General features: G+C 36.4%; 24 protein-coding genes and 1 pseudogene. 12 read left to right on the top strand and 13 right to left on the bottom strand.

Annotated features, from left to right (window positions below):
* Window positions 1–43: 43 nt before the first annotated feature.
* Together carB and carA are read right to left on the bottom strand one after the other, a co-directional pair.
* On the bottom strand, window positions 44–3,256 hold the full coding sequence (gene carB / locus ACYIAM_RS08730) for a carbamoyl-phosphate synthase large subunit (RefSeq protein WP_483747984.1): 3,213 nt from the start codon (window positions 3,254–3,256) through the stop codon (window positions 44–46).
* A gap of 2 nt (window positions 3,257–3,258) precedes the next feature.
* Complete coding sequence (gene carA / locus ACYIAM_RS08735; protein ID WP_483747985.1) at window positions 3,259–4,416, bottom strand: glutamine-hydrolyzing carbamoyl-phosphate synthase small subunit; 1,158 nt, start codon at window positions 4,414–4,416, stop codon at window positions 3,259–3,261.
* 270 nt (window positions 4,417–4,686) lie between these two features.
* Here carA and argF point away from each other — a divergent pair, with 270 nt between their 5' ends.
* Both argF and ACYIAM_RS08745 read left to right on the top strand, forming a co-directional pair.
* Window positions 4,687–5,697 (top strand): ornithine carbamoyltransferase, encoded by a 1,011-nt coding sequence (argF, locus tag ACYIAM_RS08740; RefSeq protein WP_483747986.1) that lies wholly within the window; start codon window positions 4,687–4,689, stop codon window positions 5,695–5,697.
* A 98-nt stretch (window positions 5,698–5,795) separates the two neighbouring features.
* Window positions 5,796–6,293 carry a phosphatidylglycerophosphatase A family protein gene (locus ACYIAM_RS08745; protein ID WP_483747987.1) on the top strand — a complete coding sequence of 166 codons (498 nt, stop codon included), beginning with the start codon at window positions 5,796–5,798 and terminating at the stop codon, window positions 6,291–6,293.
* A gap of 55 nt (window positions 6,294–6,348) precedes the next feature.
* Here the strand turns inward: ACYIAM_RS08745 and nadK are convergent, their stop codons facing one another.
* Window positions 6,349–7,227 carry an NAD(+) kinase gene (nadK, locus tag ACYIAM_RS08750; RefSeq protein WP_174796490.1) on the bottom strand — a complete coding sequence of 293 codons (879 nt, stop codon included), beginning with the start codon at window positions 7,225–7,227 and terminating at the stop codon, window positions 6,349–6,351.
* Between the two features lie 157 nt (window positions 7,228–7,384).
* On the opposite strand from nadK, the gene grpE reads away from it, so the two are divergent.
* A complete protein-coding gene (gene grpE, locus ACYIAM_RS08755; RefSeq protein WP_483560375.1) occupies window positions 7,385–7,969 on the top strand; it encodes a nucleotide exchange factor GrpE in 585 nt (194 codons plus the stop codon).
* Window positions 7,970–8,013: 44 nt separating this feature from the next.
* Here the strand turns inward: grpE and def are convergent, their stop codons facing one another.
* Window positions 8,014–8,526: a peptide deformylase gene (gene def / locus ACYIAM_RS08760; RefSeq protein ID WP_483747988.1), complete on the bottom strand. Its 513-nt coding sequence runs from the start codon at window positions 8,524–8,526 to the stop codon at window positions 8,014–8,016.
* Window positions 8,527–8,681: 155 nt separating this feature from the next.
* On the opposite strand from def, the gene dprA reads away from it, so the two are divergent.
* Window positions 8,682–9,788 (top strand): DNA-processing protein DprA, encoded by a 1,107-nt coding sequence (gene dprA, locus ACYIAM_RS08765; protein WP_483747989.1) that lies wholly within the window; start codon window positions 8,682–8,684, stop codon window positions 9,786–9,788.
* 89 nt (window positions 9,789–9,877) lie between these two features.
* Here the strand turns inward: dprA and rraA are convergent, their stop codons facing one another.
* From rraA to ACYIAM_RS08785, 4 genes are all read right to left on the bottom strand, one after another.
* Window positions 9,878–10,369 (bottom strand): ribonuclease E activity regulator RraA, encoded by a 492-nt coding sequence (rraA, locus tag ACYIAM_RS08770; protein WP_174796591.1) that lies wholly within the window; start codon window positions 10,367–10,369, stop codon window positions 9,878–9,880.
* Between the two features lie 355 nt (window positions 10,370–10,724).
* Window positions 10,725–11,864 carry an ABC transporter permease gene (locus ACYIAM_RS08775; protein WP_483747990.1) on the bottom strand — a complete coding sequence of 380 codons (1,140 nt, stop codon included), beginning with the start codon at window positions 11,862–11,864 and terminating at the stop codon, window positions 10,725–10,727.
* 15 nt (window positions 11,865–11,879) lie between these two features.
* Window positions 11,880–13,019: an ABC transporter permease gene (locus ACYIAM_RS08780; RefSeq protein ID WP_483747991.1), complete on the bottom strand. Its 1,140-nt coding sequence runs from the start codon at window positions 13,017–13,019 to the stop codon at window positions 11,880–11,882.
* Complete coding sequence (locus tag ACYIAM_RS08785; RefSeq protein ID WP_174796484.1) at window positions 13,001–13,972, bottom strand: HlyD family secretion protein; 972 nt, start codon at window positions 13,970–13,972, stop codon at window positions 13,001–13,003. Before ACYIAM_RS08785 ends, ACYIAM_RS08780 begins: the two co-directional genes overlap by 19 nt.
* Window positions 13,973–14,321: 349 nt before the next feature.
* On the opposite strand from ACYIAM_RS08785, the gene ACYIAM_RS08790 reads away from it, so the two are divergent.
* Entirely contained in the window at window positions 14,322–15,611 is a 1,290-nt protein-coding gene (locus ACYIAM_RS08790; protein ID WP_483747992.1) for an NAD(P)/FAD-dependent oxidoreductase, read from the top strand.
* A 186-nt stretch (window positions 15,612–15,797) separates the two neighbouring features.
* Window positions 15,798–16,289 (top strand): annotated as a pseudogene (locus ACYIAM_RS08795) (YiiX family permuted papain-like enzyme); the annotation flags it as partial.
* Window position 16,290: 1 nt separating this feature from the next.
* On the opposite strand, the gene rnhB reads toward ACYIAM_RS08795, so the two are convergent.
* Genes rnhB through fabZ form a run of 4 tightly spaced genes read right to left on the bottom strand, consistent with a single transcriptional unit; the run spans window position 16,291 to window position 19,298 of the window.
* Window positions 16,291–16,881, bottom strand: coding sequence for a ribonuclease HII (gene rnhB, locus ACYIAM_RS08800; RefSeq protein WP_483748007.1), 591 nt, complete (start codon window positions 16,879–16,881; stop codon window positions 16,291–16,293).
* The gene (lpxB, locus tag ACYIAM_RS08805) at window positions 16,875–18,029 is read right to left on the bottom strand and encodes a lipid-A-disaccharide synthase (protein ID WP_483747993.1); all 1,155 of its coding nucleotides are present in this window, start codon (window positions 18,027–18,029) and stop codon (window positions 16,875–16,877) included. The genes rnhB and lpxB overlap by 7 nt, the downstream gene beginning before the upstream one ends.
* On the bottom strand, window positions 18,029–18,808 hold the full coding sequence (gene lpxA, locus ACYIAM_RS08810; RefSeq protein WP_483747994.1) for an acyl-ACP--UDP-N-acetylglucosamine O-acyltransferase: 780 nt from the start codon (window positions 18,806–18,808) through the stop codon (window positions 18,029–18,031). The genes lpxB and lpxA overlap by 1 nt, the downstream gene beginning before the upstream one ends.
* A 43-nt stretch (window positions 18,809–18,851) precedes the next feature.
* Window positions 18,852–19,298 carry a 3-hydroxyacyl-ACP dehydratase FabZ gene (gene fabZ, locus ACYIAM_RS08815; protein ID WP_065637944.1) on the bottom strand — a complete coding sequence of 149 codons (447 nt, stop codon included), beginning with the start codon at window positions 19,296–19,298 and terminating at the stop codon, window positions 18,852–18,854.
* Window positions 19,299–19,528: 230 nt separating this feature from the next.
* On the opposite strand from fabZ, the gene fkpA reads away from it, so the two are divergent.
* The 3 genes from fkpA to tusC are packed head-to-tail and all read left to right on the top strand — an operon-like array spanning window position 19,529 to window position 21,088.
* On the top strand, window positions 19,529–20,350 hold the full coding sequence (gene fkpA / locus ACYIAM_RS08820; RefSeq protein ID WP_483747995.1) for an FKBP-type peptidyl-prolyl cis-trans isomerase: 822 nt from the start codon (window positions 19,529–19,531) through the stop codon (window positions 20,348–20,350).
* A 1-nt stretch (window position 20,351) separates the two neighbouring features.
* Window positions 20,352–20,720: a sulfurtransferase complex subunit TusD gene (tusD, locus tag ACYIAM_RS08825; protein WP_202984942.1), complete on the top strand. Its 369-nt coding sequence runs from the start codon at window positions 20,352–20,354 to the stop codon at window positions 20,718–20,720.
* Between the two features lie 14 nt (window positions 20,721–20,734).
* Window positions 20,735–21,088 carry a sulfurtransferase complex subunit TusC gene (tusC, locus tag ACYIAM_RS08830; protein WP_483747996.1) on the top strand — a complete coding sequence of 118 codons (354 nt, stop codon included), beginning with the start codon at window positions 20,735–20,737 and terminating at the stop codon, window positions 21,086–21,088.
* Window positions 21,089–21,352: 264 nt separating this feature from the next.
* On the opposite strand, the gene nagE is transcribed toward tusC, so the two are convergent.
* Window positions 21,353–22,846 (bottom strand): N-acetylglucosamine-specific PTS transporter subunit IIBC, encoded by a 1,494-nt coding sequence (gene nagE / locus ACYIAM_RS08835; protein WP_174796477.1) that lies wholly within the window; start codon window positions 22,844–22,846, stop codon window positions 21,353–21,355.
* 248 nt (window positions 22,847–23,094) lie between these two features.
* On the opposite strand from nagE, the gene nagB reads away from it, so the two are divergent.
* From nagB to ACYIAM_RS08850, 3 genes are read left to right on the top strand one after another with little or no spacing between them, the layout of a single operon-like run.
* On the top strand, window positions 23,095–23,901 hold the full coding sequence (gene nagB / locus ACYIAM_RS08840) for a glucosamine-6-phosphate deaminase (RefSeq protein ID WP_065637948.1): 807 nt from the start codon (window positions 23,095–23,097) through the stop codon (window positions 23,899–23,901).
* A gap of 11 nt (window positions 23,902–23,912) precedes the next feature.
* Complete coding sequence (gene nagA, locus ACYIAM_RS08845; protein ID WP_483747997.1) at window positions 23,913–25,055, top strand: N-acetylglucosamine-6-phosphate deacetylase; 1,143 nt, start codon at window positions 23,913–23,915, stop codon at window positions 25,053–25,055.
* A gap of 35 nt (window positions 25,056–25,090) precedes the next feature.
* Window positions 25,091–26,320, top strand: a complete 1,230-nt coding sequence (locus ACYIAM_RS08850; RefSeq protein ID WP_483747998.1) for an ROK family protein — start codon at window positions 25,091–25,093, stop codon at window positions 26,318–26,320.
* Window positions 26,321–26,358: the final 38 nt, after the last annotated feature.

Here is a 26,358-nt window from a genome sequence, read left to right on the forward strand (position 1 = left end):
AATTTTTAAAGACGAGCATTGCTCGTCTTGGTCTTTTTGTTTATCAATAAAGTTGCTGTAATGGCGTTACAGTTTGTGCCGGATCGTAATTAAGTGCTGCCGTTGTGGCATAGGCAGCATTGATGGTGGTATCGTAATGTACCTTATATTGAATAGCACTTCGACGCAATATTTTTGACGCTTCAATGGCTGCTCGTCCAGAGGTGGTATTAAGAATATAGCTGTACTCGCCATTTTTTATGTGATCATGGATATTCGGTCGCCCTTCGTTTTCTTTTTTTACAATTTGGCATGGTATATCTGCTTGTTGTAACACTTTTGCCGTGCCGATAGTTGCGTCAATACTAAATCCATGCGCAATTAATCGCTTAGCGACTTCTAACAGCCTTGTTTTATCCTGATCACGAACCGATAATAATGCTTTTCCTGATTTTTTCATATTCGATAGGCTACCAAGTTGCGCTTTAGCAAAGGCTTCAGCAAAGGTTTTACCGATTCCCATCACTTCCCCCGTTGAGCGCATTTCTGGACCTAAGATTGGATCAACACCACTGAATTTATTAAATGGCAATACCACTTCTTTTACCGAATAATAAGCTGGAATCACCTCTTTAGTCACATTTTGCTTAGCAAGCGATTGCCCTGTCATCACGCGAGCGGCAATTTTAGCCAGTGGTAAACCTGTTGCTTTTGAGACAAACGGTACGGTACGTGCTGCACGAGGATTAATTTCAATCAAATAAATTTGGTTATCTTTAATAGCAAATTGTCCATTCATTAAGCCTTTTACATTAAGTTCAAGTGCCAATTGTTTGGCCTGCTGCCTTAGTTTATCTAAAATCTCTGCACTTAAGGTGTGAGTTGGCAGTGAGCAAGCGGAATCACCAGAGTGAATGCCTGCTTGTTCAATATGTTCCATAATGCCACCAATCACAATTTGTTCGCCATCAGCAATCACATCAATATCAACTTCAATGGCATCATCTAAAAAGTGATCGAGTAAAACAGGCGCATTATTTGATTCGCTTACGGCTGTTTTAAAATAACGGCGTAAATCTTGTTCACTATAAACAATTTCCATTGCGCGACCTCCTAATACATAAGATGGTCTAACCACCAATGGATAACCTATTTTTTCTGCTTTGATGACTGCCTCATTAATATCGGTCACTGTTGCGTTGACAGGTTGTTTTAATTTCAGTTTATCGACAACTTCTTGAAAGTGTTTACGATCTTCGGCTTTATCGATAGCGTCAGGTGAGGTACCAATAATCGGTAGACCTGCGGCTTCAAGTGCACGGGCGAGTTTTAGTGGTGTTTGTCCACCATATTGCACAATAACACCATTTGGCTTTTCAACATGCGCAATCTCAAGCACATCTTCAAGCGTGACTGGCTCAAAATAGAGGCGATCAGAAGTATCATAATCGGTTGACACAGTTTCTGGGTTACAGTTAACCATAATGGTTTCATAACCATCCTCACACAGAGCTAATGCCGCATGCACACAGCAATAATCAAACTCAATACCTTGACCAATTCGATTAGGACCACCACCTAGGATCATAATTTTTTTACGGTTAAATTGAGGATTGGCTTCACACTCTTGCTCATAGGTTGAATAAAGGTAAGCAGTATCCGTTGCAAATTCAGCCGCACAGGTATCTACCCGTTTATAAACGGGATGAATATGATATTGATAACGTAAATCGCGAACCGATTGCTCGGTGGTATTAAGTAGTTTGGCAATGCGTAAATCTGAAAAACCTTTACGTTTTAATTGCCATAATGTTTCTTGATCGAGCTGTGCAAGTGACTGCTCTTTTAGCTTGTTTTCAAAATTAACCAGATCTTCAATTTGCATTAAAAACCAACGATCTATATTGGTTAATGTAAAAATCTCATCTAAACTCAATCTAGCCCTAAAGGCATCGGCAATATACCAAATACGATCGGCGCCCGCTTCTTGGAGTTCATAACGAATTTTGGTGATATTTTTTTCATCGGTATAATCATCAATTTTAGCATCAAATCCTGAAGCGCCAACCTCAAGCCCTCGCAATGCTTTTTGTAATGATTCTTGAAAGGTACGCCCAATAGCCATGACTTCACCAACCGATTTCATTTGCGTGGTTAAACGATCGTTACAACCAGCAAACTTTTCAAAATTAAAGCGTGGAATTTTAGTGACCACATAATCAATTGACGGTTCAAATGAGGCAGGTGTTTTACCGCCTGTAATATCATTCGATAATTCATCGAGTGTATAACCAACTGCCAACTTAGCAGCGATTTTAGCAATTGGAAAGCCAGTAGCTTTAGAAGCTAACGCTGATGAACGTGATACTCGCGGATTCATCTCAATAACAATTAATCGCCCTGTTTTAGGATCGACCGAGAATTGTACATTGGAGCCACCGGTTTCAACGCCAATTTCACGCAGTACGGCAATTGATGCATTACGCATGATTTGATACTCTTTATCCGTCAAGGTTTGTGCTGGCGCAACGGTAATTGAATCACCGGTGTGAATACCCATTGGATCGAAGTTTTCAATTGAGCAAACAATAATGCAATTGTCATTTTTGTCTCGCACCACTTCCATTTCGTACTCTTTCCAGCCTATCAATGATTCATCGATGAGCAGTTCATTAGTCGGTGAAAGATCGAACCCACGGGTACAGATTTCTTCAAATTCTTCTGTGTTATACGCAATTCCGCCCCCTGTTCCCCCCATGGTAAAAGACGGGCGAATAATACAAGGAAAACCAACCTGCTCAAGAACGGCATAAGCTTCTTTAAGCGAATGCGCAATACCCGATCGTGCAGTATCAAGACCAATTTTTTTCATAGCTTCATCAAACCGTTTGCGATCTTCGGCTTTATCTATAGCATCAGCTGTTGCGCCAATCATTTCGACATTAAACTCTTTTAATACGCCTTGTTTTTCGAGCTCTAATGCACAATTTAGCGCTGTTTGCCCGCCCATAGTCGGTAAAATAGCATCGGGTCTTTCTTGTTCAATAATCTTGCGAACACATGTCCAATGAATTGGCTCGATATAAGTAGCATCGGCCATTTCGGGATCCGTCATGATAGTGGCAGGATTGGAGTTAACTAAAATAACGCGATAGCCTTCTTCACGTAGCGCCTTACAGGCCTGTGCACCCGAATAATCAAATTCACATGCTTGACCAATAACAATTGGGCCTGCGCCAATAATTAATATACTGTTGATATCTGTTCGCTTAGCCATAATTATTGCTCCTGCTTATAAATTTTAATTAAGTCAATAAAGTGATCAAAAAGAGGTGCGGCATCATGTGGCCCAGGACTGGCTTCTGGGTGACCTTGAAAACTAAAAGCTGGTTTGTAATTGTGATGAATACCTTGCAGTGAACCATCAAATAGTGATTTATGAGTGGCTCTTAGATGAGCAGGTAAACTTGTTTCATCTACCGCAAAACCATGATTTTGGGCGGTGATCATCACCAGATTATTTTCAAGATCTTTAACGGGGTGATTTCCGCCATGGTGACCAAACTTCATTTTAATCGTTTTTGCCCCACATGCCAGCGCTAAAAGTTGATGACCTAAGCAGATGCCAAAGATAGGAATGTCAGTATTTAAAAACTGCTTAATAGCCTCAATTGCATAACGGCAAGGGGCTGGATCACCTGGGCCATTAGATAAAAATATGCCATCGGGCTTTAATGCAAGGACTTCTTCTGCTGTCGTTTTGGCTGGTACGACAGTTAATTTACAACCACGCTCAACTAACATGCGCAGGATATTGCGTTTTACGCCAAAATCATAAGCAACAACATGGTATGGTAATTGGTTTTCTGGTATTGGATTGGGCTGTTGTTGCCTTGTCCATATGCCTTGAGTCCAAATATAACTTGTTGAACAGGTCACTTCTTTAGCTAAATCAAGCCCACTTAATCCTTTAAAATTTATTGCCTGTTGTTTGGCTATTTCGGCTTTTTCAAGTAAGGTCTTTTTATCCATTGATGTTATGATAACACCATGCTGTGCTCCTTTTTCACGCAAAATACGCGTTAAGCGCCGCGTATCAATATCGGCAATGGCAATAACATTATGCTTTTTTAAATAGCTGGAAAGATCGAGTTCGCTTCGGTAATTGCTGGCTAATAATGGCAAATCACGAATAATCAACCCTTTTGCATAAACTTGGCTGGATTCGGCATCATCATCATTTGTTCCGACATTACCAATATGAGGATAGGTCAGTGTAACCAATTGTTCGCAGTAAGAGGGATCGGTAAGGATTTCTTGATAGCCGGTCATTGAGGTGTTAAATACTACTTCACCAACAGTGTGCCCCTCAGCACCAACTGACTTTCCGATAAATTGTGAACCATCTTGTAACATAAGGAGGGCATAAGTTTGCATGATAAAAAAGACCTTTTGAATAAATTATCGTTATTTTTGAATATAAATTCAAATTTACTTATCTATAAAGATACAATAATTGGTCATTTTATTACACTTTTTTGTACAAAAAAAGCAATATTACAAAAATTGCTTTAATAAGCATGTCTAATTTTTGAGACATTCTCAACGTAAAAACAAAATATTGGAATGATTATTATGTTTAACTTGAATTTGCATAATTATTCAAATAGAATCTTTTGAATAATTACGGTTATTAGGAGCAATATCATGCACGGTTTTTATCAGCGTCATTTTTTACGATTACTCGACTTTACCCCTACCGAAATCAATCAATTAATTAATCTTGCCATTGAATTAAAACAAGCCAAACAACAAGGGCAAGAACAACAACATTTAATTGGTAAAAATATCGCGTTAATTTTTGAGAAAGACTCCACCCGTACTCGTTGTGCTTTTGAGGTTGGTGCATTTGATCAAGGTGCGAATGTCACCTATTTAGGACCTAGTGGTAGCCAAATTGGGCATAAAGAGTCAATTGCAGATACCGCGCGCGTGCTAGGTCGAATGTATGATGGAATTGAATATCGTGGTTATGGTCAAGAAATTGTTGAAACGTTAGCAAAATATGCAGGTGTGCCAGTCTGGAATGGCTTAACGACCGAAGCACATCCAACCCAAATATTAGCCGATTTTATGACAATGAAAGAGCATATAGGACATCGCCCATTAAGTAGTATTAAATTTGCCTATTTAGGCGATGCTCGGAATAATATGGGAAATTCATTAATGGAAGGTGCAGCGTTAATGGGGATGGAAATTCGATTAGTTGCACCAAAAGCTTGTCAGCCGAAAGCCGAACTTGTGCAAAAGTGCCAAGATATTGCCAAAATGACAGGTGCCAAAATTATCTTAACTGAAGATGTGACTTTGGGCGTTAAAGACGTCGACTTTTTATATACTGATGTATGGGTATCAATGGGTGAGCCTAAGGAAGTTTGGGATGAGCGAGTTAAATTGTTAACGCCTTATCAAGTGAATGACAATGTAATCAAACTTACCAATAATCCAAATGTCAAATTTATGCATTGCTTGCCAGCTTTTCATGATATGAATACGACAGTGGGTAAACAAATGGCAGCACAATATGGCTTAACCAATGGGCTTGAGGTAACAGATAGCGTATTTGAGTCTGAGCATAGTATTGTATTTGACGAAGCCGAAAACAGGTTACATACCATTAAAGCGGTAATGGTTGCAACATTAACCAAAGACGAATAATATTGTCACAATCAATACAAAGGTGTTTTGCTAAAATAAGCGCCTTTCTTTTTGCCGACTTAATGTTGGCATAATTTTATCTAAAAGAATATTGAATCATGACCAAACAAGAGCGAAATAAAGATTTTAAAAAATACCTAAAACTGACTAATCCCATTCATTTCTTAGCAGTAGGATTGGGTAGCGGCATGTCATCTATTATGCCGGGAACCATGGGTTCATTAATGGCTATCCCCTTATGGCTTTTGTTTTATGGTTTACAGCCAGCTTTATACTGGATATTTATTTTAGTGGCTTTTATTTTTGGTTGTTTTATTTGTCAAAAAACCTCGGATGATACACATACTCACGATTCAGGGCATATCGTTTGGGATGAATTTGTCGGCATGTGGATAACCCTATTTTTTATTCCGCAACTTTCAGTTAGTTGGGTTGCCATAGCTTTCGTGGCATTTAGAGTGTTTGACATGGCAAAACCTTGGCCAATTCGCTGGTTTGATAAACGTGTACCCGGTGGATTTGGCATTATGGTAGATGATGTGATTGCAGCTATCTTTTCATCATTCACCGTTTATGCCATAACATTGATTATTTAAGATGAAATTTTATACTAAAACGCATACTTTCCTGAAAGTTTTTGACAAAAAAAGACTAAAACATCTTTTGTGACCAACCTAATTTGGTTGAAAGATTATTAAAGTAATCATAATCTTTGGTATGAATCAAATTAAATTCATACGAAGATCGGCGAATAATCACATCTTGTGTTGGTTTGACTGGTAAAATAATTTGGCTATCACAAGCGATATTTAAATCAAGTGCTGTCGTTGGAAATTTAAGATGAATAGGCACATCGCCCTTGATGACCAATGGTCTGACAGCTAATGAATGCGGAAACATTGGTGTAATAATTAATGCGTCTAAATGAGGTGCTAAAATTGGCCCACCCGCCGATAGTGAATAAGCGGTAGAGCCTGTCGGTGTTGCAATAATCAGCCCATCAGCTCGCTGTGAAAACGCATTGCGTTCATTAATGTACACATCATAGTCAATCATGTGGGCAACCGTATTGGGGGTCACAACAATTTCGTTCACGGCAAAACTTGAATTAATTAAATTGCCGTTATCATAAATAGAAACTTCAAGTAAAAAACGAGGATCATCGTCATATTTGCCGGCAATCACTGGGCTTAATTGCTCAATCACTTGTTCGTGGGATATGTCGGTTAAAAAACCTAAATTACCACGATTAACACCGATCACTTTGATTTTATATGGTGATAAATAACGCGCGGAACGTAACATATTGCCATCCCCCCCTACAACAATGGCTAGGTCAGCTTGCTGGCCAATTGTTTCTAACGAGGCGTAATGGCTAACGGGGAATTGGATGTGCTCCGCCAAGCGATCTTCCACTAACACACGAATACCAAGTTTAACAAGCCAATCATAAAGCACTTGATGGGTTTCAATTGCTTCTAACTTACGCGGAAGTCCAATTAGACCAATGCATTTAAATGGTGTTTGCATAAAATATCCTTGTAATTTGTTACATAAACACTATGTATTTTTTCGTGACAGGTCAAAAAATTACATATCAATGTACTGATAAGCTTGTAATCATAAAAATTGTCCCCATAATAACCGTTATTCACTAAGTTTTCGACTACATTATTTGGAGTACCTTATGACAGAACAAGATAAAAATACGTCAGAAAATGAAACTAGCATTGACACACCAGCAGAAGATACCATCGAACAAGAAGTAGCGTCACAGCCAAATCTTGAAGAACAATTAAGCGCAAAAGATGCACGCATTGCAGAGCTTGAGCAAGCCTTACAATTGGCGAAAAAAAATGAAAGCGAAGCTATGATTCGTGCACGGGCTGAAATTGATAATGTTCGTAAACGTGTTGAGCAAGATGTTGATAAAGCACGAAAATTTGCACTAGAAAAATTCTCTAATGAATTATTACCGGTTATTGATAATCTAGAACGCGCTTTAGAATCGACAGACAAAGCTAATCCTGAACATAAAGCTACTGTTGAAGGGTTAGAATTGACATTAAAATCATTCTTAGATACGGTCAAAAAATTTGGTATTGAAGTGATTAATACTGAAGATTCACAATTAAATCCTGATGTACACCAAGCGATAAGCATGGTTGAATCACCAGAACATCAATCAGGCCAAATCGTTAATACCATTCAAAAAGGTTATACCTTAAATGGTCGTTTAATTCGTCCTGCGATGGTCATTGTTGCTAAATAATTTAGTTTAAATCAGTTAACCGCCAACCACTTTGGCGGTTAAGTTTATTTATTCCGTTGCTCTTCGCGGGTAAGCTTTTTCATTTTTTGCTCGATTCGTTGACGTTTTAATGGTGAAAGATAATCAACAAAGAGTTTACCTTTTAAGTGATCCATTTCGTGCTGAATACAGATAGCTAATAGCTCGTCGGCGTCAATTTCATAAGGATTACCATGACGATCAAGCGCTTTGATTCTGATTTTTTCAGCCCTTGGTACAAAACCTCGACAATCAGGTACTGATAGGCAGCCTTCTTCTATACCGGTCTCACCTTCTTGACTGATGACTTCAGGATTGATGATCACATAAACTTGGCTTTTATCTTCTGATACATCAATAACAATAATTTGTTCATGTACATCAACTTGGGTTGCAGCAAGCCCAATACCGTTTTCGTCGTACATGGTTTCGATCATATTATCAATGATCGTTTGTAACTCTGGTGTGAACTGGGTAACAGGTTTAGCAACTTTGCGAAGCCGCTCATCAGGAAAACGTAATACCGGTAAAATAGCCATAAATTATTCGATCTACTCCTCAAATTTCGGGTTTATTCAATCAATTGCTCATTGTAAACATTTATCATACTGATGAATAGTCCTTGTTGGCTATTGCTAGTATTTATCTTATCAATTCAAGATAGTTAAATTATTTAAAATGAGTGCAAAAGGTTATGATGAGTAAATATGAGTTCTTATTGCGAATTTCAATGCTTGGACATGGCAAACAAGCTATTTTTAAAAAAATTGGACAACTTTTTGCAAATGATTTACCTGATAAAATACAAAATGTGACTTTTTTGTTAGATAAGCTGGGCTTATTAGATGTTCAATTAGCGCGTTTTTATGAAACTTCATATCTTCATTTTGAACCAATACTTGAATGGTTAGATTTTCCCAGCTCACAAAAACATCTTATTGCCTATTGTGATAGTGATTATCCGTTGTTGCTCAAACAAATCTGCTCTCCGCCTTTGTTACTGTTTGTTTTAGGTAATCGACAGTTATTACATTCTCCTCAACTGGCTATGGTTGGAAGCCGTGAATTTAGTGAATATGGAGCTCAATGGGGGCGATATTTTGCAAGCGAATTAGCAATTAATGGTTTAACCATAACCAGTGGTTTGGCACTGGGATTAGATGCAATTTGTCATCGTGGTGCACTTGAGGCATCGGGTCGTACAATTGCAGTGTTAGGTAGTGGTTTAGCAAAGATTGCACCAAGATCAAATTTAAACTTAGCAAATGATATTTTGGCAAAAAATGGTGCAATTGTGTCCGAATTTTTACCATTTGAAAAAGCTAGATCGGCTTACTTTCCTCGTCGAAACCGAATTATTAGCGGGTTAAGTTTGGGCACCTTTGTGGTTGAAGCATCAGAAAAAAGTGGCTCTTTAATTACAGCGCGCTATGCTCTTGAACAAAATCGCGATGTATTTGCTTTGCCAGGTGATATTAATAATGAAAACTGTAGCGGAACGCACTATTTAATTAGACAAGGGGCTTACTTAGTTTCTAAACCGGCTGATATTTTAGAGCATTATTGTAATTATTTATCAGTAATAAATAGCTCGCATAATCAGCAGAAAGAAAAACAAAGTCATTCTATTTTATACCCTGACATTTTTGCTGTAATTCATCACCAACCTATTCCAGTTGATATTATTGCTCAGCAAGTGAATATGTCAATTTCGGAAGTGACAAGCAAATTATTAGATATGGAACTAGAGGGATTAATTAAAACGGTAACCGGTGGTTATATTCGTCATCGAGTGGTTTAAAAACAGAGTGTTTTTTGTCAAATAGTTTCAGGGAAGTAGACATTTAAGTATAAAATCCGCCGATACTCGCCGGCGGTATAGACCTTTGTTTATTTATCTTCAATTTCGAGGGCAATTTCAGATAAGATAATACCGGTATTGTCAGCATAGACAAAATCACCTGAAAAGAATGTCACGCCACCAAAATTAACACGAATATCAACTTCACCAACGCCCTGATCATCCGCGCCAACCGGAATAGCGGCTAATGCTTGAATACCAATATCGGCCTCGGCCAGATAATCAACTTGGCGAACGGCGCCATAGACAATAATCCCTTCCCATTGATTTTGAACGGCAATATCTATCAGCTCTGCGTCAATTAATGCTCGACGCACAGAACCACCACCATCAATGACAAGAATTTTACCTGAGCCTTCCGATTGTAAAATTTCGTATAGTAACCCGTTATCTTCAAAACATTTAACTGTTACAGCTTGACCTGAAAATGATGTCACGCCACCAAAATTACTAAATATCGGTTCAACTACGTTAACATCTTCTGGGTAATAATCGCAAAGAATTGAAGTATCAAACTCCATCATCAAGTCTCCTTTTGCTGTGAGGTGTGTAAGTTTGTTTAGTATAACGCTAATACTAAGTAAAATGATATTAAAATTAAATAAACGTGAACTAGCTCAAAATAATCCCCAAACAATAAAGTAAATTAGTCAATAAAGCAAGTTTGACTATCTGTAATAATAAAGGCATCCGCCTTTGTATTTATTAAATTGTAAAACCGCATCAATATGTTTAATAAATAGCAGTAACATTAGTATAAATCGGTCACGTTCCAAATATAGCCATACGGTTTATTGGCAAAATTAAGTATTTACATATAAAGCATTATATTATCTTTGCATTTTATGTTTTACTTATTATGTTACTTTTATGGTTTTACGCTCGATACCTTTTTAAGAATCGTCTTACTCGACCTTCCCGTAATGCTGCAATAAAAAAGCCAAGTGAACCATATATGATCCCCAGTAATAAAATCATAAAAACATTAAATAAATTATCTAGTAAGCCTAATCCCATTTGGTTTACACCAGCAATCATATTAGTTGCCCAAGTTGATGGCAACATTTTGGAAACAATTTGTACCCCAAATGGCATGGCATCAAGTGGCCAAATGGTGCCTGATAGATAAAACACTGGTGTTGTCAAAAATGCAAGTGTGAGATAAATCATTTCAGTTTTACGTAAACACTCTGTCAGTAATTTACTTAAGCCTAACACACCAAGTAACAATGGAAATGTCATAATTAGAATTTCAGGTATATTTGCAAGCTGTCGATAACCAAGAACCCAAGGCCATAAACCAAATAGTACAATGGATAAAAATAACCAGATCGGTATAAGACCACACAAGCTACCCAATATGACAATTTTAGGTGGTTTACCTTGCGGTAATGAGTTTAATGTAATATTAGTGCGTGTTGAAGCAATTAAAAATGAGTGTTGCAATAACATTACTAATAAACCCGGAAAGGTAATAGCGGCAAAACTGACGCCAGGATTATAAAGTGGTTCAGTTTGACCATTTATTGGCGATAAAATAATATTGATCTGTTTATCTGAAAACCCACTATTCCGCATTATCCGAGTATTATATTGAGTTAATATTTGTTGATAGATCCCTTTTATATCGACTTGTATTAAACCATTGGCTAAACGACTTGAAGCATCGCCATATGCAGGTATGGTCACTTCTTCACCATTTAATAACCGCTTTTCAAAATCTCTTGGAATCGTAAATACCGCAAAAAGTCGATGATCATTAATATCATCATAAGCTTGCAGAGAGCTCTCATATATAATGGTCTCTATTTTTGAGCTGGTATTTAAAGAACGAATTAAACTTCGGCTAGTTGGCGTATGATCTTGATCGATTATCGCAACCGGCAAACTGGTAATAGTGCCATTACTGTAAACTAAACTCATCAATGAGACAGACAATAGTAGCAACAACCACATTGGTCTAACTAATAAAAGTAAAAATATTTTTATAAATGAAGACCAAAATATTTTAAGCATCTTGGTTTTTTCCTCTTACTGTGAATGTAGTCGTCTTACTAGACGTTTTCTCACTAACACGGTAATAATTATTGGGTAGACCATTAAAATAACACAGGTTTTTAATACTGAAAGATAACTAGAGTGACGTAAAAACAGATCGAACAGCTTATTAAGAGCATAAGTTAATGGTTCTAATGATGAAATAAACCTTGCAATCCAAGGCATAGACAGTTCAGGCACAACAACACCAGAATAAGTTAACGCAAGTCCAACTAAAATACCGATATAAGTATAAGCATCAATAGGGGTTTTAGTAAAAGTATATAGCAAAATACCAATACTTTGTGCAGCAATCACATAGAAAAATACCACCGTCACCATGGCAAAAGGCGAACCTGATACACGAGCATGAGAAAACAGAACAAGCATCGCAATTTCGAAAATAAGCAGCATAGTAAACCAAATGGTATAAGGTGCTAATTTCCCTAAAACAAAAGGATAATTAGGGCGAGTTCGCTTTGGTAATTGTGCTAATAGATGAATCGTTGTTGTGACAACAAACAGTTGTAGTAAATGCACGACAGCCGAAAATTGCTGAAAGTACATTGAGTTACCACTGGCATTAAACAATCCATCATAATTGAAGTTTACTTTTGCAAGCTTAGGTACCGGTATCCCAATACTAGTTGCCATTGTGCTACGGTATTGGGTATTTAATGCCGCAATTAGGCCTGAATAATCCATAATAGAATATAATCCAGCACTATAATATAACGCATTATAATAAAGCATTGGTGTTGGCTGTCGACCAGCTAATACATCTGCTTCAAAATTCGGTGGAATATAAAAAATGGCATAAATTTTTGCTTTTTGCAAATCACGTTCAGCATCAGCAAGCTGGCTATCATAATTGACCAGATTGGCATGTGCTCCAGCATTAAGATCACGCACGATTTCACGCGATAAAACACTTTTATCATTATCAATATAGCCAACCGGTAGATCAAAAAGTACACCACGATAAAAAATACTGCTAATTAATATAAAAATAATTAGCGGTAAAATCCACATTAACCAATGGAAAGTAAACCGCTTAAATATCACAGGTATTTCAGCATTAAACGCTTCTTTGAAGCGGTACCAAAAATCCCAAATTAGTTGTCTAATTTCCATAGTGTGCTCATACCTGCACGTAAACCTGCAATAGGCGTTGTTGGATAAAGTCTAACTTCAAAGGTTTTTAAATCAAAATCACCGGTAGCTCGTGTTGCACGTTTTGTTGCATAATCACCCATGGGTGCGATATAACGAACTTCAGCTTCAACTTCTTTATTACCAAGAGCAGGCACTTCAAGCTTAACATGATCGCCTTTATGAATATTGGGCATAATGTTTTCACGAAGATTAAATATAAAGTACGCTTTTGGCAGCTGAATTACGGTCAATAATGGACTATTAGCATTAAATAACTCGCCAACTTCGGCTGGTATTGAACCAACCTCACCTTCAACAGGGGCTTTTACTTGTAAATCATCGTATTGAATTTGTAATTGTTTAAGCTGCTCTTCCGCTTCTTTTAATTTAGCATCATAAATTTCACGTTGTTCAATACGATCACCATTTTTGGCTTGATCTAAATTAGCTTGTGCTGATTGAACTTGTTGAAAGGCTGCATCACGCGTTTTTAATGCATTATCTAAGATCGATTGAGAAACATAACCTTTGGCCGAAATCGCTTTATTACGATCATATTCTTTGGATGCATTATCATAAGCAACTTTAGCTTGTTGCAGTAACGCTTCATAGTAGCGAATGCTTTCTTCACGTGTTCCATGTTCAGAAAGCGCAACTTGAGCTCGTGCTTGATCGCAAGCCGCTTGCGCTGCTTTGACTTGTGCTAATAGCTCTGGACTATCAAGCGTTATTAATATATCGCTTGGCTTTACATCATCACCGCGATTGACATGTATCGCCTGCACGCGCCCTTTCGCTTTTGACGAAATACTAACATTAGGTGCATCAACCTCGCCTTGTAATATAAGCTGGCTATTATGTGATCGAATTAGAATTGTCATTGAAATTAAAATAACAATTAACACAATAATAATAAAAATTTTTTTATTCATAAATTTTATATAGCGTGAAATGATTAGATAAGGTCTAAATAGTATAGGATGATGATATGCATTATAGATCCCTCAAACATAAATTGTAACGATTACTGTATTATAAATTATACGAAAAGTGCTTTATTTTAATGAATAAAGAGAAATTTTTAGTTTAAAAAAAAGAATATATCAACACGATCAATAACAAATACGACTATACTCCATTTGAGTTTTAAATAAATTTTAATAATTGTAAAAAATCACTTTAATAGGTTTTATTTATAAATGATATTCGTTAAAAGAAATAGATAAAAACCTACTTATTTAGTATGATATTTACAATTAATTACGATAAGGTTTGAAATTTATGAAAAAAATAATAATTATTGGTGGTGGAGCCGGCGGTTTGGAACTAGCTACAGACCTTGGCGATAAACTAGGAAAAGACAACCAAGCTGACATTACACTGATTGATAAAAATAGTTATCACCTATGGAAACCTTTATTACATGAAGTTGCTACTGGTGTTTTAAATGAGCAAGCTGATAGAATTGATTATGCTTCGCAAGGGCAACAACACAACTTCCAATTTACTCAAGGTACGTTCACTAATCTTAACCGTGAAGAAAAACAAGTTATTGTTGAGAATTTAAATAACGAATCTATTTCTATTCCATATGATATTTTAGTTGTAGCAATAGGTAGTACTTCAAATGATTTTGGTACGCCAGGTGTTAAAGAACATTGTATCTTTTTAGATGACCAAAACGCTGCAATTCGTTTACGTGAAACACTTATTGCAAAATTTGCTAGTTTTTGTTCAATTATTGATAAACATGAAGCAACAACTGAAGATAAAATTCGTATCGCTATTGTTGGTGGTGGTGCAACTGGTGTTGAATTAGCTTCCGAATTACCTCATATGGTTGAAACATTTGGTGCTTGTGGCAAAAATAAAATGTGTTCAGATTTGCTGGATGTATCGGTTATTGAAGCAACTGATCGTATTTTACCTGCGTTACCTGAAAAAACAGCATTAGGTATTACCGAAACATTACAAAAACGTGGCATTCATGTGTTAACCAAGACCATGATAACTAAAGCTGAAAGTGATGGCTTTTATCCTAAAGATGGAGACACCATTAACGCCGATATTATGATCTGGACTGCGGGTGTAAAAGCGCCTGACTATCTAAAAGATATTGCTGGTTTAGAATCAAGCCGTTCTAATCAACTTGTGGTTAAACCAACATTACAAACAACACGCGATGATAATATTTTTGTTATTGGTGATTGTGCTTACGCAATGCAAGATAGCGGAAGAGCTGCTCCCGCTACAGCACAAGCCGCACATCAGATGGCAAAAATCTGTTATGAAAATATTGTTAACATGTTAAATAATAAATCAATGAAATCGTTTAATTATACCGATAATGGAACGATTATTTCTCTGCATGATACCGCACAAGGTGTGGTTAAAATTGCTGGCAAACGAGAAATGAATGTTAAAGGATTTTTTGCTTTAACTATTCATCGCCTGCTCTATCGTATGCATCAAGCAAGCTTGTTGGGTATTTTCAAAACAATTCGATTTGTTAAAGCTAGTAAAGAGATGTATAAAAATAAATTTACGTCTATCTTTACTCATCAAGACTAGTTTCCCATTTGGATAACCACTTATAAAACGCTATTTTATAAGTGGTTATTTTATAATTTATAGTTAAATGGAAATTTAATGCGTTTTATTATATTGTTAATGCTGTCTTTAGTTAGCTTTATTAGTATTGCTAGTTATAAACCTCAAGATAGTGATATTATTTTTCAATCCTAACAATCAAGACAAAGTCTAGCTATTGAACAAGCAACAAACTCGCCATACAGCCATATGGGAATTATTTTTATTAAAAATGGCAAGCCATATGTTTTTGAAGCTGCTAATAAAGTAGTTTATACACCACTCAATAGTTGGATTGCGCGTGGTAAAAATAAAAATTACATCATAAAACGTTTAAAAAATCACAATTTATCCAATAACGAAATTGCTAAATTAAAGCAAGTCGCAAGTAGTTTTAAAGGCAAACCTTATGATATCTGGTTTGGTTGGGATAATAATTATATCTATTTTTCTGAGTTAATCTGGAAAATTTATGATAAAGCACTTAAATTGAAAATTGGTCAATTACAAACTATCAAAGATTTTAATCTTTCATCGCCGGCCGTGAAGAAAAAATTAAAAGAACGCTATGGAAACAAAATTCCTTATCAAGAAACAATCATTTCACCAGTTTCTATTTTCAATTCATCATTTCTGACAACGGTTGACAAACAATGGTGAATTAAAATAATGCTAAACTCTTAACTGGTGCAAAACTTTTACGATATAAATGATTAATACCATGTTCTTTTATTGCCGCTAAATGCGCTTTAGTTGGATAACCTTTATGCTTAGCAAGGCCATATTGTGGATACAGCTTATCAAGCTCAACCATCTCACGATCACGTGTAACTTTAGCCAAAATTGAAGCAGCACTAATCTCTGCTACCAATAAATCGCCCTTAATGACCGCTTGGCTTTGAATACCAAAATCAGGACAACGATTACCATCAACTAATACAAAATTGGGGTTAATAGGTAATCCAGATACAGCACGCTGCATTGCTAGCATAGTGGCATGTAATATATTTAATTTATCGATTTCATCCACTGAAGCGCGAGCAATATTCCACGCTAAAGCATCTTGTTGGATTATGTCAAACAGTTGTTCGCGCTTTTTTTCAGTCAATTTTTTAGAGTCAGTTAAGCCGTTAATTGGCTTGTTTGGATCTAAAATAACAGCAGCAGTAACAACATCGCCACAAAGTGGACCGCGTCCGACTTCATCGACACCAGCAATTAATGTGGCATCAGGATAGGTAAATTCTAACAACAATGCGCATCCTCTAATACATCAAGCACTGCTTTAGCCGCTTGCTCATCGGCATTACAACGGATTTGTTTATGCAAAGATAAAAATGTCTGTTTTAGCTCAGTATTATCACCCTCTAACAAGGGAATAATGTGGTTCGCGATATTTTCAGGTGTGCAATCTTGCTGTAATAACTCTGGAACTAGGGCTTTACCAGCTAAAATGTTAGGTAAAGAGACATAAGGAGTTTTAATTAATTTTTTAGCAAGCCAAAATGTGAAAGGTTTCATTTTATAGCCTACAACCATAGGACATTTAGCTAACATACATTCTAATGCCACAGTACCAGAGGCTAAAATTGCCGCATCGCTAGCAATCATTGCTTCACGGGCATGGCCATCTAATAATTGTATGTCTAGTTTTGGTGTAACTTCGGCTTTAATCTGTTCAAACTCTTTTCGTCTTTTTTCATTCACTAATGGTACAACAATATGTAAGTCAGGATAACGTTGACGTAATAATTGCGCAGCTTCTAAAAAAGGAGTCGATAATAATGTTACTTCTGCATGGCGACTACCGGGTAATAAAGCTAAACAACGGCAAGTTAGTGGCACATCTAATTGTTGACGCATAGCTATTTGATCTGGATTAAGTGGAATATCATCAGCCATCTTATGACCAATAAAGCGGCAAGGCACATCAAATTTATCATAAAAGGTTTTTTCAAACGGTAAAAAAGCTAAAATAAGATTGGTATTACGTTTAATTTTGAAAACTCGTTTTTGCTTCCAAGCCCAAACGGAGGGGCTAACGTAATGAATCGTTTTAATACCGGCTTGTTTTAATTTACCTTCTAGGGAAAGATTGAAATCAGGTGCGTCAATACCAATAAATATATCGGGGTTAAGTTCAATAAGACGTTTACTAATATCTCGGCGAATAGATAAAATACGACGTAATCGCCCCAATACTTCAACAATGCCCATAACCGACAATTCATCCATTTCATACCAAGCCCTACAACCTTCAGCTTGCATTTTAGGACCTGCTATACCAACAAATTCAATGTTGGGATGATGATTTTTTAGCGCACGAATCAATCCCGAGCCAAGAATATCGCCAGAAGTTTCTCCAGCGACTAAGGCAATGGTTAATGGTTTATTGGTCATTAACGGATAATGCCACGCGTTGAACGTGCAAAAAAGTCAACAAAGAGTTGGGCTTCAGGATATTGTTCGGCAATGGTTGCAATTTCAGCTTTAGCTTCGTCCAACGTTAAGCCATTTCGATAAAGGACTTTGTAGCTATTGCGAATCGCCTGTAAGGCATCTTTGCTAAAGCCTCTGCGCTTTAAGCCTTCATAATTTACACCATGAGGAGTTGCATGATTGCCTTGGGCAATAACATAAGGAGGAACGTCTTGCGCAACGCCAGAACAACCACCGACCATAACATGCGATCCAATCACACAAAATTGATGAACAGCAGTCATGCCACCAACAATGACATAATCGTCTAATTGAACATGTCCACCTAAGGTGGCGTTATTTGCTAAAATACAGTGATTACCAATATAACAATCGTGCGCAACGTGAGCATTAATCATCAATAAATTATCACTACCAACACGAGTTAACTCGCCACCTTGAACCGTACCACGGTGAATAGTGACACTTTCGCGAATCATATTGCGATCGCCAATTTCGGTACGCGTTGGCTCTCCACGATATTTTAAATCTTGGTTTACTTCACCAATTGAGACAAATTGATAAATTTGGTTATCTTTACCAATTTTGGTGTGCCCATTGATGACAACGTGCGATTTTAAAAATGTTCCGTCACCAATTTCAACATTTTCACCAATAAAACAAAAAGGACCAATTTTGACGTTATCGCCAATTTTAGCACCTTTTTCAATGACTGAACTTGGGTGTATTTCTGTTGCCATAGTATTTCCTTAAAACAATTTGGAATATGTAAAATACCAAATGTTATTTACGAGCACACATCATTTCGGCTTCGCAAACTAACTTACCATCAACAGTTGCAACACCGTGGAATAGCGCAATGCCACGACGTTCTTTAATATACTCAACGTCTAATACAATTTGATCACCCGGCACAACAGGACGCTTGAAACGTGCCTTGTCAATTGAAGCGAAGTAATAAAGTTGTCCTGGCGACAATTCTTCAATGCTTTTAAATGCCAAAATTCCTGTAGCTTGTGCCATAGCTTCTAAAATTAATACGCCAGGAAAAATCGGTTTATTAGGAAAGTGACCTTGGAAGAATGGTTCATTCACAGTAACATTTTTGATCGCTTTTAATGTTTTACCTTTTTCGTAACTAAGTACGCGATCAACCATTAAAAATGGATAACGATGGGGCAATAAACTGATGATTTCTTCAATATCAAGGGCATTAAGTTCGGTAGTCAAAATAGCTATCCTTATACATTATTTGCTATAAATTTTATACATTATAACTGAGGAAGCCTGTTTCACTCAAGGATGATTTAAATAGCGCGTTTTATTTATTCCATTATATTGATGCTATGTTAATATAACTTAATTAAATAAATGATTTGTAAATACTATATTATCCCATACCAAATCATATATAATAATGAAAATAATTAGTTAAAAAGTTTATAACTTGGAGAAGTAGAATGAAATCATTGATTAAAATGACATTAGTCAGCAGTGCCATTGTATTAGCATTAACTGGGTGTGATGATAAAAAATCAGCTGACACTAATAGTTCCACAACAGTAGCAAATAAAGTTACAATTTCAACTGATGCACAAAAAGAAGCATATGCGTTAGGTTCATCATTTGCAACGTACATGAAGTCAAACTTAGAACAAAATGAAATCAAACCAGACCAAGAGTATTTGATTAGTGGTTTTAATGAGACTTTCCGTGATGCATCGCAACTTTCAAAAGATGATGTTAAAAACATCTTAGATGCATTTGGAAAACGAATTCAAGAAGAAAGCAAAGCGCGTTTTGAAAAGGAAAAAACTGAAAATACAGCAGCAGGTGATAAATTCAGCACAGAATTTGCTAAACAAGATGGCGTACAAAAAACCAAGTCAGGATTACTTTATCAAATCATTAAAGAAGGTTCAGACCGTCATCCAACTGAGCAAGATACTGTTATTGTTCATTATTCAGGCACATTGACGGATGGGCGTAAATTTGATAGTTCTTATGACCGTGGTGAGCCAGCAACCTTTCCACTTAATGCGGTTATCAAAGGTTGGACTGAAGGAATTCAATTGATCGGCGTTGGCGGTAAGATCAAACTGGTTGTGCCACCAGAGTTAGCTTATGGTGATCAAAGTCTTCCAGGACAACAAGATAAAGCAGGCATCCAACCAGCATCAACATTAGTATTTGAAGTTGAGTTGCTTGGCATTGATGGCGATAAAAATGACAATACTCAAGAATCAACACCAGCTCAAAATCAAGAACACGCAGCTGAATAATTTGCTTGATTCATTAAGTTATACTCTTGTTGTTATGGGTCCTGCTTATGGGACCCAATCTGCTTACTGCGCATATCAATTTGCACAAGTTTTACTGTCTAATACGCCACATACGATTAAAAACATCTTTTTTTATGCCGATGGTGTTTATAATGGCAACCGCTATACCGATCCAGCCAGCGATGAATTTGATTTAATTTCTGCGTGGCAAGAATTATCTCAAAAACACGCTTTCACTTTGACGGTTTGTGTAGCAGCAGCACAGCGTCGTGGCATTATCGAAAATAACCTAGCTGATCATTTTCAATTAACTGGCCTTGGTGAATTAAGTGAGTCAATTGCAATGACAGACCGTACTATTCAGTTTTAAGGTTAAGGATTCAAATGAAAAAAGTGGCAATTATTATTAGTACGCCCCCGCATGGAAATGCCAAAGGTCGAGAAGCACTTGATATCGCCTTGGCGACCTCAGCTATTAATCATATTTCTGTTTTTTTTGTCGATGATGGTGTATTTCATTTGTTACCTAATCAGCAACCAGATCAAATTTTAATGCGTGATTATATTGCGACTTTTAATATGCTTGAACTTTATGATGTTGATGATGTGTATGTATGCGAATCTTCACTTAAATCAAGAAATCTAATACAGATACCTCGTAATATCCCAAGTAAAATCATTAATAATGAGTCATTAATGCAATTATTAACTATTCAAGATGTAGTATTGCGCTTCTAATTTTATATTGAAATACACAATCTCACACCACAACAACAAGATTGATCTCTAAACTAAAATCATTCAAATAAATATTAATTTTATTTAACTTTTTATTTTGTTGTTTTTTAAAAAATAATCAATTTTCATAAAAGATGCATTCTAGCGTTGATAGATAGACTAATGAAGTTTTGTTAAGTTTAAATCAAATAAATAACCCACTCCATTTTTTGCTATGCTTAAATAGAGTGGGCTATAATTTCATTAGATTTAGCTTTTATATAACTAAACTAATTTCTTCATTTGATCAGCAATTTTTTCAGCTTGAGTTCCAACAATAATTTGTGCGCCAGTTTTACCTAACTTAATCACTGCCATTGCACCAAGCGCTTTGGCCGCTTGCTCATCAATAAGATCTGAATCATTCACCCCTAAACGTAAACGTGTAATACAAGAATCAATATTGGTTAGATTTTCTTTACCACCAACAGCAACTAAATACTGCTCTGCAAGTTTTGCTGTATCACCAATTGCTTGTTTTTGCTGAGTGTTTTCGGTTGATGAAACTGTGGTATCTTCATCTTCACGACCTGGTGTTTTAAGGTTAAATTTAACAATCACAAAACGGAATGCAACATAGTAAACAATAAAGAACACTAAACCTTGAAGTATAAGCATATACCAATGTACAGCAAGTGGATTACGGCTGGAAAGTAACATATCAACTAAGCCAGCACTAAAGCCAAACCCTGCAATCCATTGCATTGCAGCTGCAATATAAAGTGAGATACCAGCTAAAACAGCATGTAAAACATAAAGTACTGGTGCTACAAACATAAACGCAAATTCTAACGGTTCAGTAACACCGGTAAAAAATGCAGCAAATGAAGCGGCTAACATGATTGAGGCCGTTTTATCTTTATTACCTTTTTTCGCGGTATGGTACATCGCTAATGCCGCGCCAGGTAGACCAAACATCATAACAGGGAAAAATCCAGCTTGGTAACGACCAGTAATACCCACTGTTGCTAATCCATCTTCAATTGATTTTTGCCCACCTAAGAAGTTAGGAATATCATTGATACCCGCAACATCAAACCAAAATACTGAGTTTAAAGCATGGTGTAAACCGACAGGAATAAGTAAACGATTGAAAAATCCATAAATACCTGCACCAACAGAACCTAATTCTTTAATATATTTACCGAACGCAACAAGTGCATCATAGATAGTTGGCCAGATAAAATATAAAACAGCGGATACTAACAACATAACTATTGAGACAATAATAGGGACCAGTCTTTTTCCACTGAAAAATGATAGCGCTTTATGTAATTCAACCTGACTAAAACGATTATAAAGTTCGGCGGCAATAATACCAACAAGAATACCGATAAATTGGTTATTTATTTTTTTGTATGCAGCAGGGACTTGGCCTAGCCAGTCATCTGCTTTTGTATCAATACCATTAAATAGTGCAATCGAGCTAGGAGAAAGTAAAGTTGTAACCACTAAAAAACCGACTAAACCAGCAAGTGCGGCTGCACCATCTTTATCTTTAGACATACCGTAAGCCACACCAATAGCAAAAAGTATAGGCATATTATCAATAATTGCGCCACCCGATTTAATTAAAAACGCAGCAATAATATTATTTTGTCCCCAACCATTAGGGTCGATCCAATACCCTATTCCGAGTAGTATTGCGGCTGCGGGTAGTACTGCGACAGGCACCATCAGTGAGCGCCCGATACGTTGCATATAAGCTAAAATTCCCATAAGTTAACCTCATATATTTTTAAGGGCATATAAAAAATGTCATAAAATTTTACATTTTTAAACGATGATAAGTAAGACTTCTTTATTTCACTCTATATTATTTTACTTCGCAAATTAATTATTACTTTTTTGTGACAAAAATCACTATATTTTTTGATTAATTGTCTTAATATAGTACAATTAATCCAACATATTTTACTTTTAAAAAAAAAGAATTTATTTAATTATATCAAAAGAGGTGATATCTCATGAGACTTATTCCTTTAGACAATGCACAAGAAGTCGGTGCTTGGGTTGCACAGCGTATTGTGAATAAAATTAACCAATTTAAACCGACAGCAGATCGACCATTTTTACTAGGTCTACCAACCGGCAGCTCGCCGTTAGTCATGTATCAACAATTAATCAAACATTATAAAGCCGGTCATGTTAGCTTTAAACATGTAGTAACGTTTAATATGGATGAATATGTTGGTTTGCCAGAAGATCATCCGCAAAGTTATCACACATTTATGTACGAAAATTTCTTTAATCATATTGATATTGATAAAAACAACATCCATATATTAAATGGTAATGCGCCAGATATTGATGAAGAATGTCGTCAATATGAAGCGAAGATCAAAGCTTATGGCAAAATCAATATTTTTGTAGGTGGTGTTGGTCAAGATGGACATATCGCATTTAATGAACCAGGATCTTCGCTTTGCTCTCGCACTCGCATCAAAACATTAACTGAAGATACACGCATTGCTAATTCTCGCTTTTTTGATAATGATGTTAATCAAGTACCAAAACATGCGCTAACTATCGGTGTTGCCACTTTAATGGATGCTCAGGAAGTGATTTTATTAGTTTGTGGTCATAACAAAAGTTTAGCGTTACAAGCTGGTGTTGAAGGTAGTGTTAATCATCTTTGGACAGTGACTGCACTACAAATGCATCGAGCTTCAATCATTGTTTGTGATGAACCAAGTACTGATGATCTTAAAGTGAAAACATTAAAATATTTTAAACAAATGGAAGCTGATAATCTTAAAGTGACCGTTTTATAAAGGATAAATCAATGTACGCATTAACAAATTGTCGTATTTATACAGGTTATGAAATTCTTGAAAATCACGCCGTTATTATCAACGGCGGCAAAATCGCTAAAATCTGTAAACAAGACGAACTAACCCCAGATATCAAAATTGAAAATTTACAAGGTGCAATAGTTGCACCTGGATTTATTGATATCCAAGTCAATGGCTGTGGTGGGGTGCAATTTAATGAAACGCTTGATGCCCTAAGTATTGAAACATTAGAAGCAATGCAAGCAACAAATCTAACTTATGGATGTACGAGTTATTTACCGACTTTAATTACATCAACTGATGAATTTATGATAAAGGCGGTTAAAGTGATGCGTGAATATTTAGCTACGCATGCCAATCAAGCACTTGGTTTGCATCTTGAAGGTCCTTATATCAGTCCGGAGAAGAAAGGCATCCACGACGAAAATATTATTCGTCAACCTTCACAAGAAATGATTGATTTTCTTTGTGAAAATGCAGATGTAATAAAAATTATCACATTAGCTCCTGAAAGAGTCGACAGCCATTTTATCAAACAGCTGGTTAATGCTGGGATTCATGTATCAGTTGGCCATTCCAATGGTCACTATGATGATTGTCGCCGTGGATTTAACGATGGTATTCGTTTAGGAACACACCTATTTAATGCCATGCCTTATATTTCTGGACGCGAACCGGGTGTAGTTGGTGCAATTTATGATGAGCCAGAAGTTTATGTTGGTATTATTGCCGATGGTCAACATGTGAGCTGGGCAAATATCCGCAACAGCCATAAAATCAAACAAGATCACTTAATTTTAGTTACCGATGCAATGTTACTTGCTGGCTCTAATTTATCATCAGCTGTATTTGCGGGTAAAACCATTTATTACAAAGATGGACGATGTGTTGATGAAAACGGCACATTAGGTGGTTCGTCCTTAACCATGATCGACGCGGTAAAAAATGCCGTCGAATATGTAGGTATTGCTTTAGATGAAGCATTAAGAATGGCAACACTTTATCCCGCCAAAGCAATCGGTGTAGATAAAGATCTTGGCAGTATTACTGAAGGTAAAATTGCCAACTTAGTTATTTTTAATCGTGATTTTACGGTCACTAAAACCATTGTAAATGGAGAAATACATCATTAGAATGCAGATAGTTAATAAAAATATTGAGATATAATATGTTATTTAATTATCTGAATTTAGTTGGGAATGCTGAACTAATTAAACAACTTAACTATGCAATGATCTACCGTTTAATTGTTCAGCAAGCTCCTATTTCTCGTATACAACTGGCTGAAATTAGTCAATTAGCACCAGCCAGTATCACAAAAATTACTCGGCAATTATTAAAAAATAAGCTAATTAAAGAAATTGATGCCCAGCAATCAACAGGTGGTCGACCTGCGGTTTCCATTGAAGCTAAATTTGGACATTACCAAGCCATTGCGGTGCAATTAAGCCGCTTTCATGTCACTATTGAACTTTTTGACTTAGGATCTAAATGCCTAATCTCCAAAAGATATCCTTTGACTCATTTTACCGAACAGCAAGTACAAGCATATTTAATCACATTAATTGAAGAATTCATTGAGAAAAATAGAAAAAAAATAAAGCAGTTAATTGCAATATCCATTGTACTTCCGGGCTTAATTGATTCGGTCAATGGCATTGTCCGCTATACACCGCATATTCAAGTGAAAGAGTGGGCTCTAGCTGAAGTACTACAAAAACAATTCAATGTATCTATTTTTGTTGGGAATGATATCCAAAGCTTAGCATTAGCTGAAAGTTATTTTGGAACGACACAGCATGTTGATGACTCCATTTTAATCCGTGTACACCGTGGTGTAGGCTCTGGCGTTATTGTTAATCAACAATTGCTGACAAATCACAATCAAAGCGCTTGCGAAGTTGGTCACATTCAAGTTGATGCATTAGGCGAACGATGCCATTGTGGTAACTTTGGTTGTTTAGAAAACCGTGTAGTCAATAAAGCTATTGAAAACCGAGCGAAACAGATGATTGAGCAAGGCTATAGATCAAGATTAACAATAGATCACTGCGATATTAACCATATCTGTCAATATGCTAATCAAGGAGATGAGCTAGCGATAAAACTAGTCAAAGATGCGGGTGAAAACCTTGGCAGGGCAGTTGCAATTATGGTTAACATCTTCAATCCACAACGAATCGTATTAGCCGGTGAACTCACCAGGTCACCAGAAATACTATTAAATGCAGTCAATAGCGCATTAAATACTCAAAGCTTAGAAGGTTTACGAAAAAATCTGACTATTACTTGCTCATCACTTAACGATAGATCAGCGATTGGCGCATTTGCATTAGTACAGCAAGCTTTATTTAATGGCTCATTATTAATGACATTGTTGGACGATAAAGAACAGTAATCGATCATAATAAATAATAAAGCCCGACCAATCGGGCT

Source organism: Gilliamella sp. X-60, assembly GCF_057063585.1.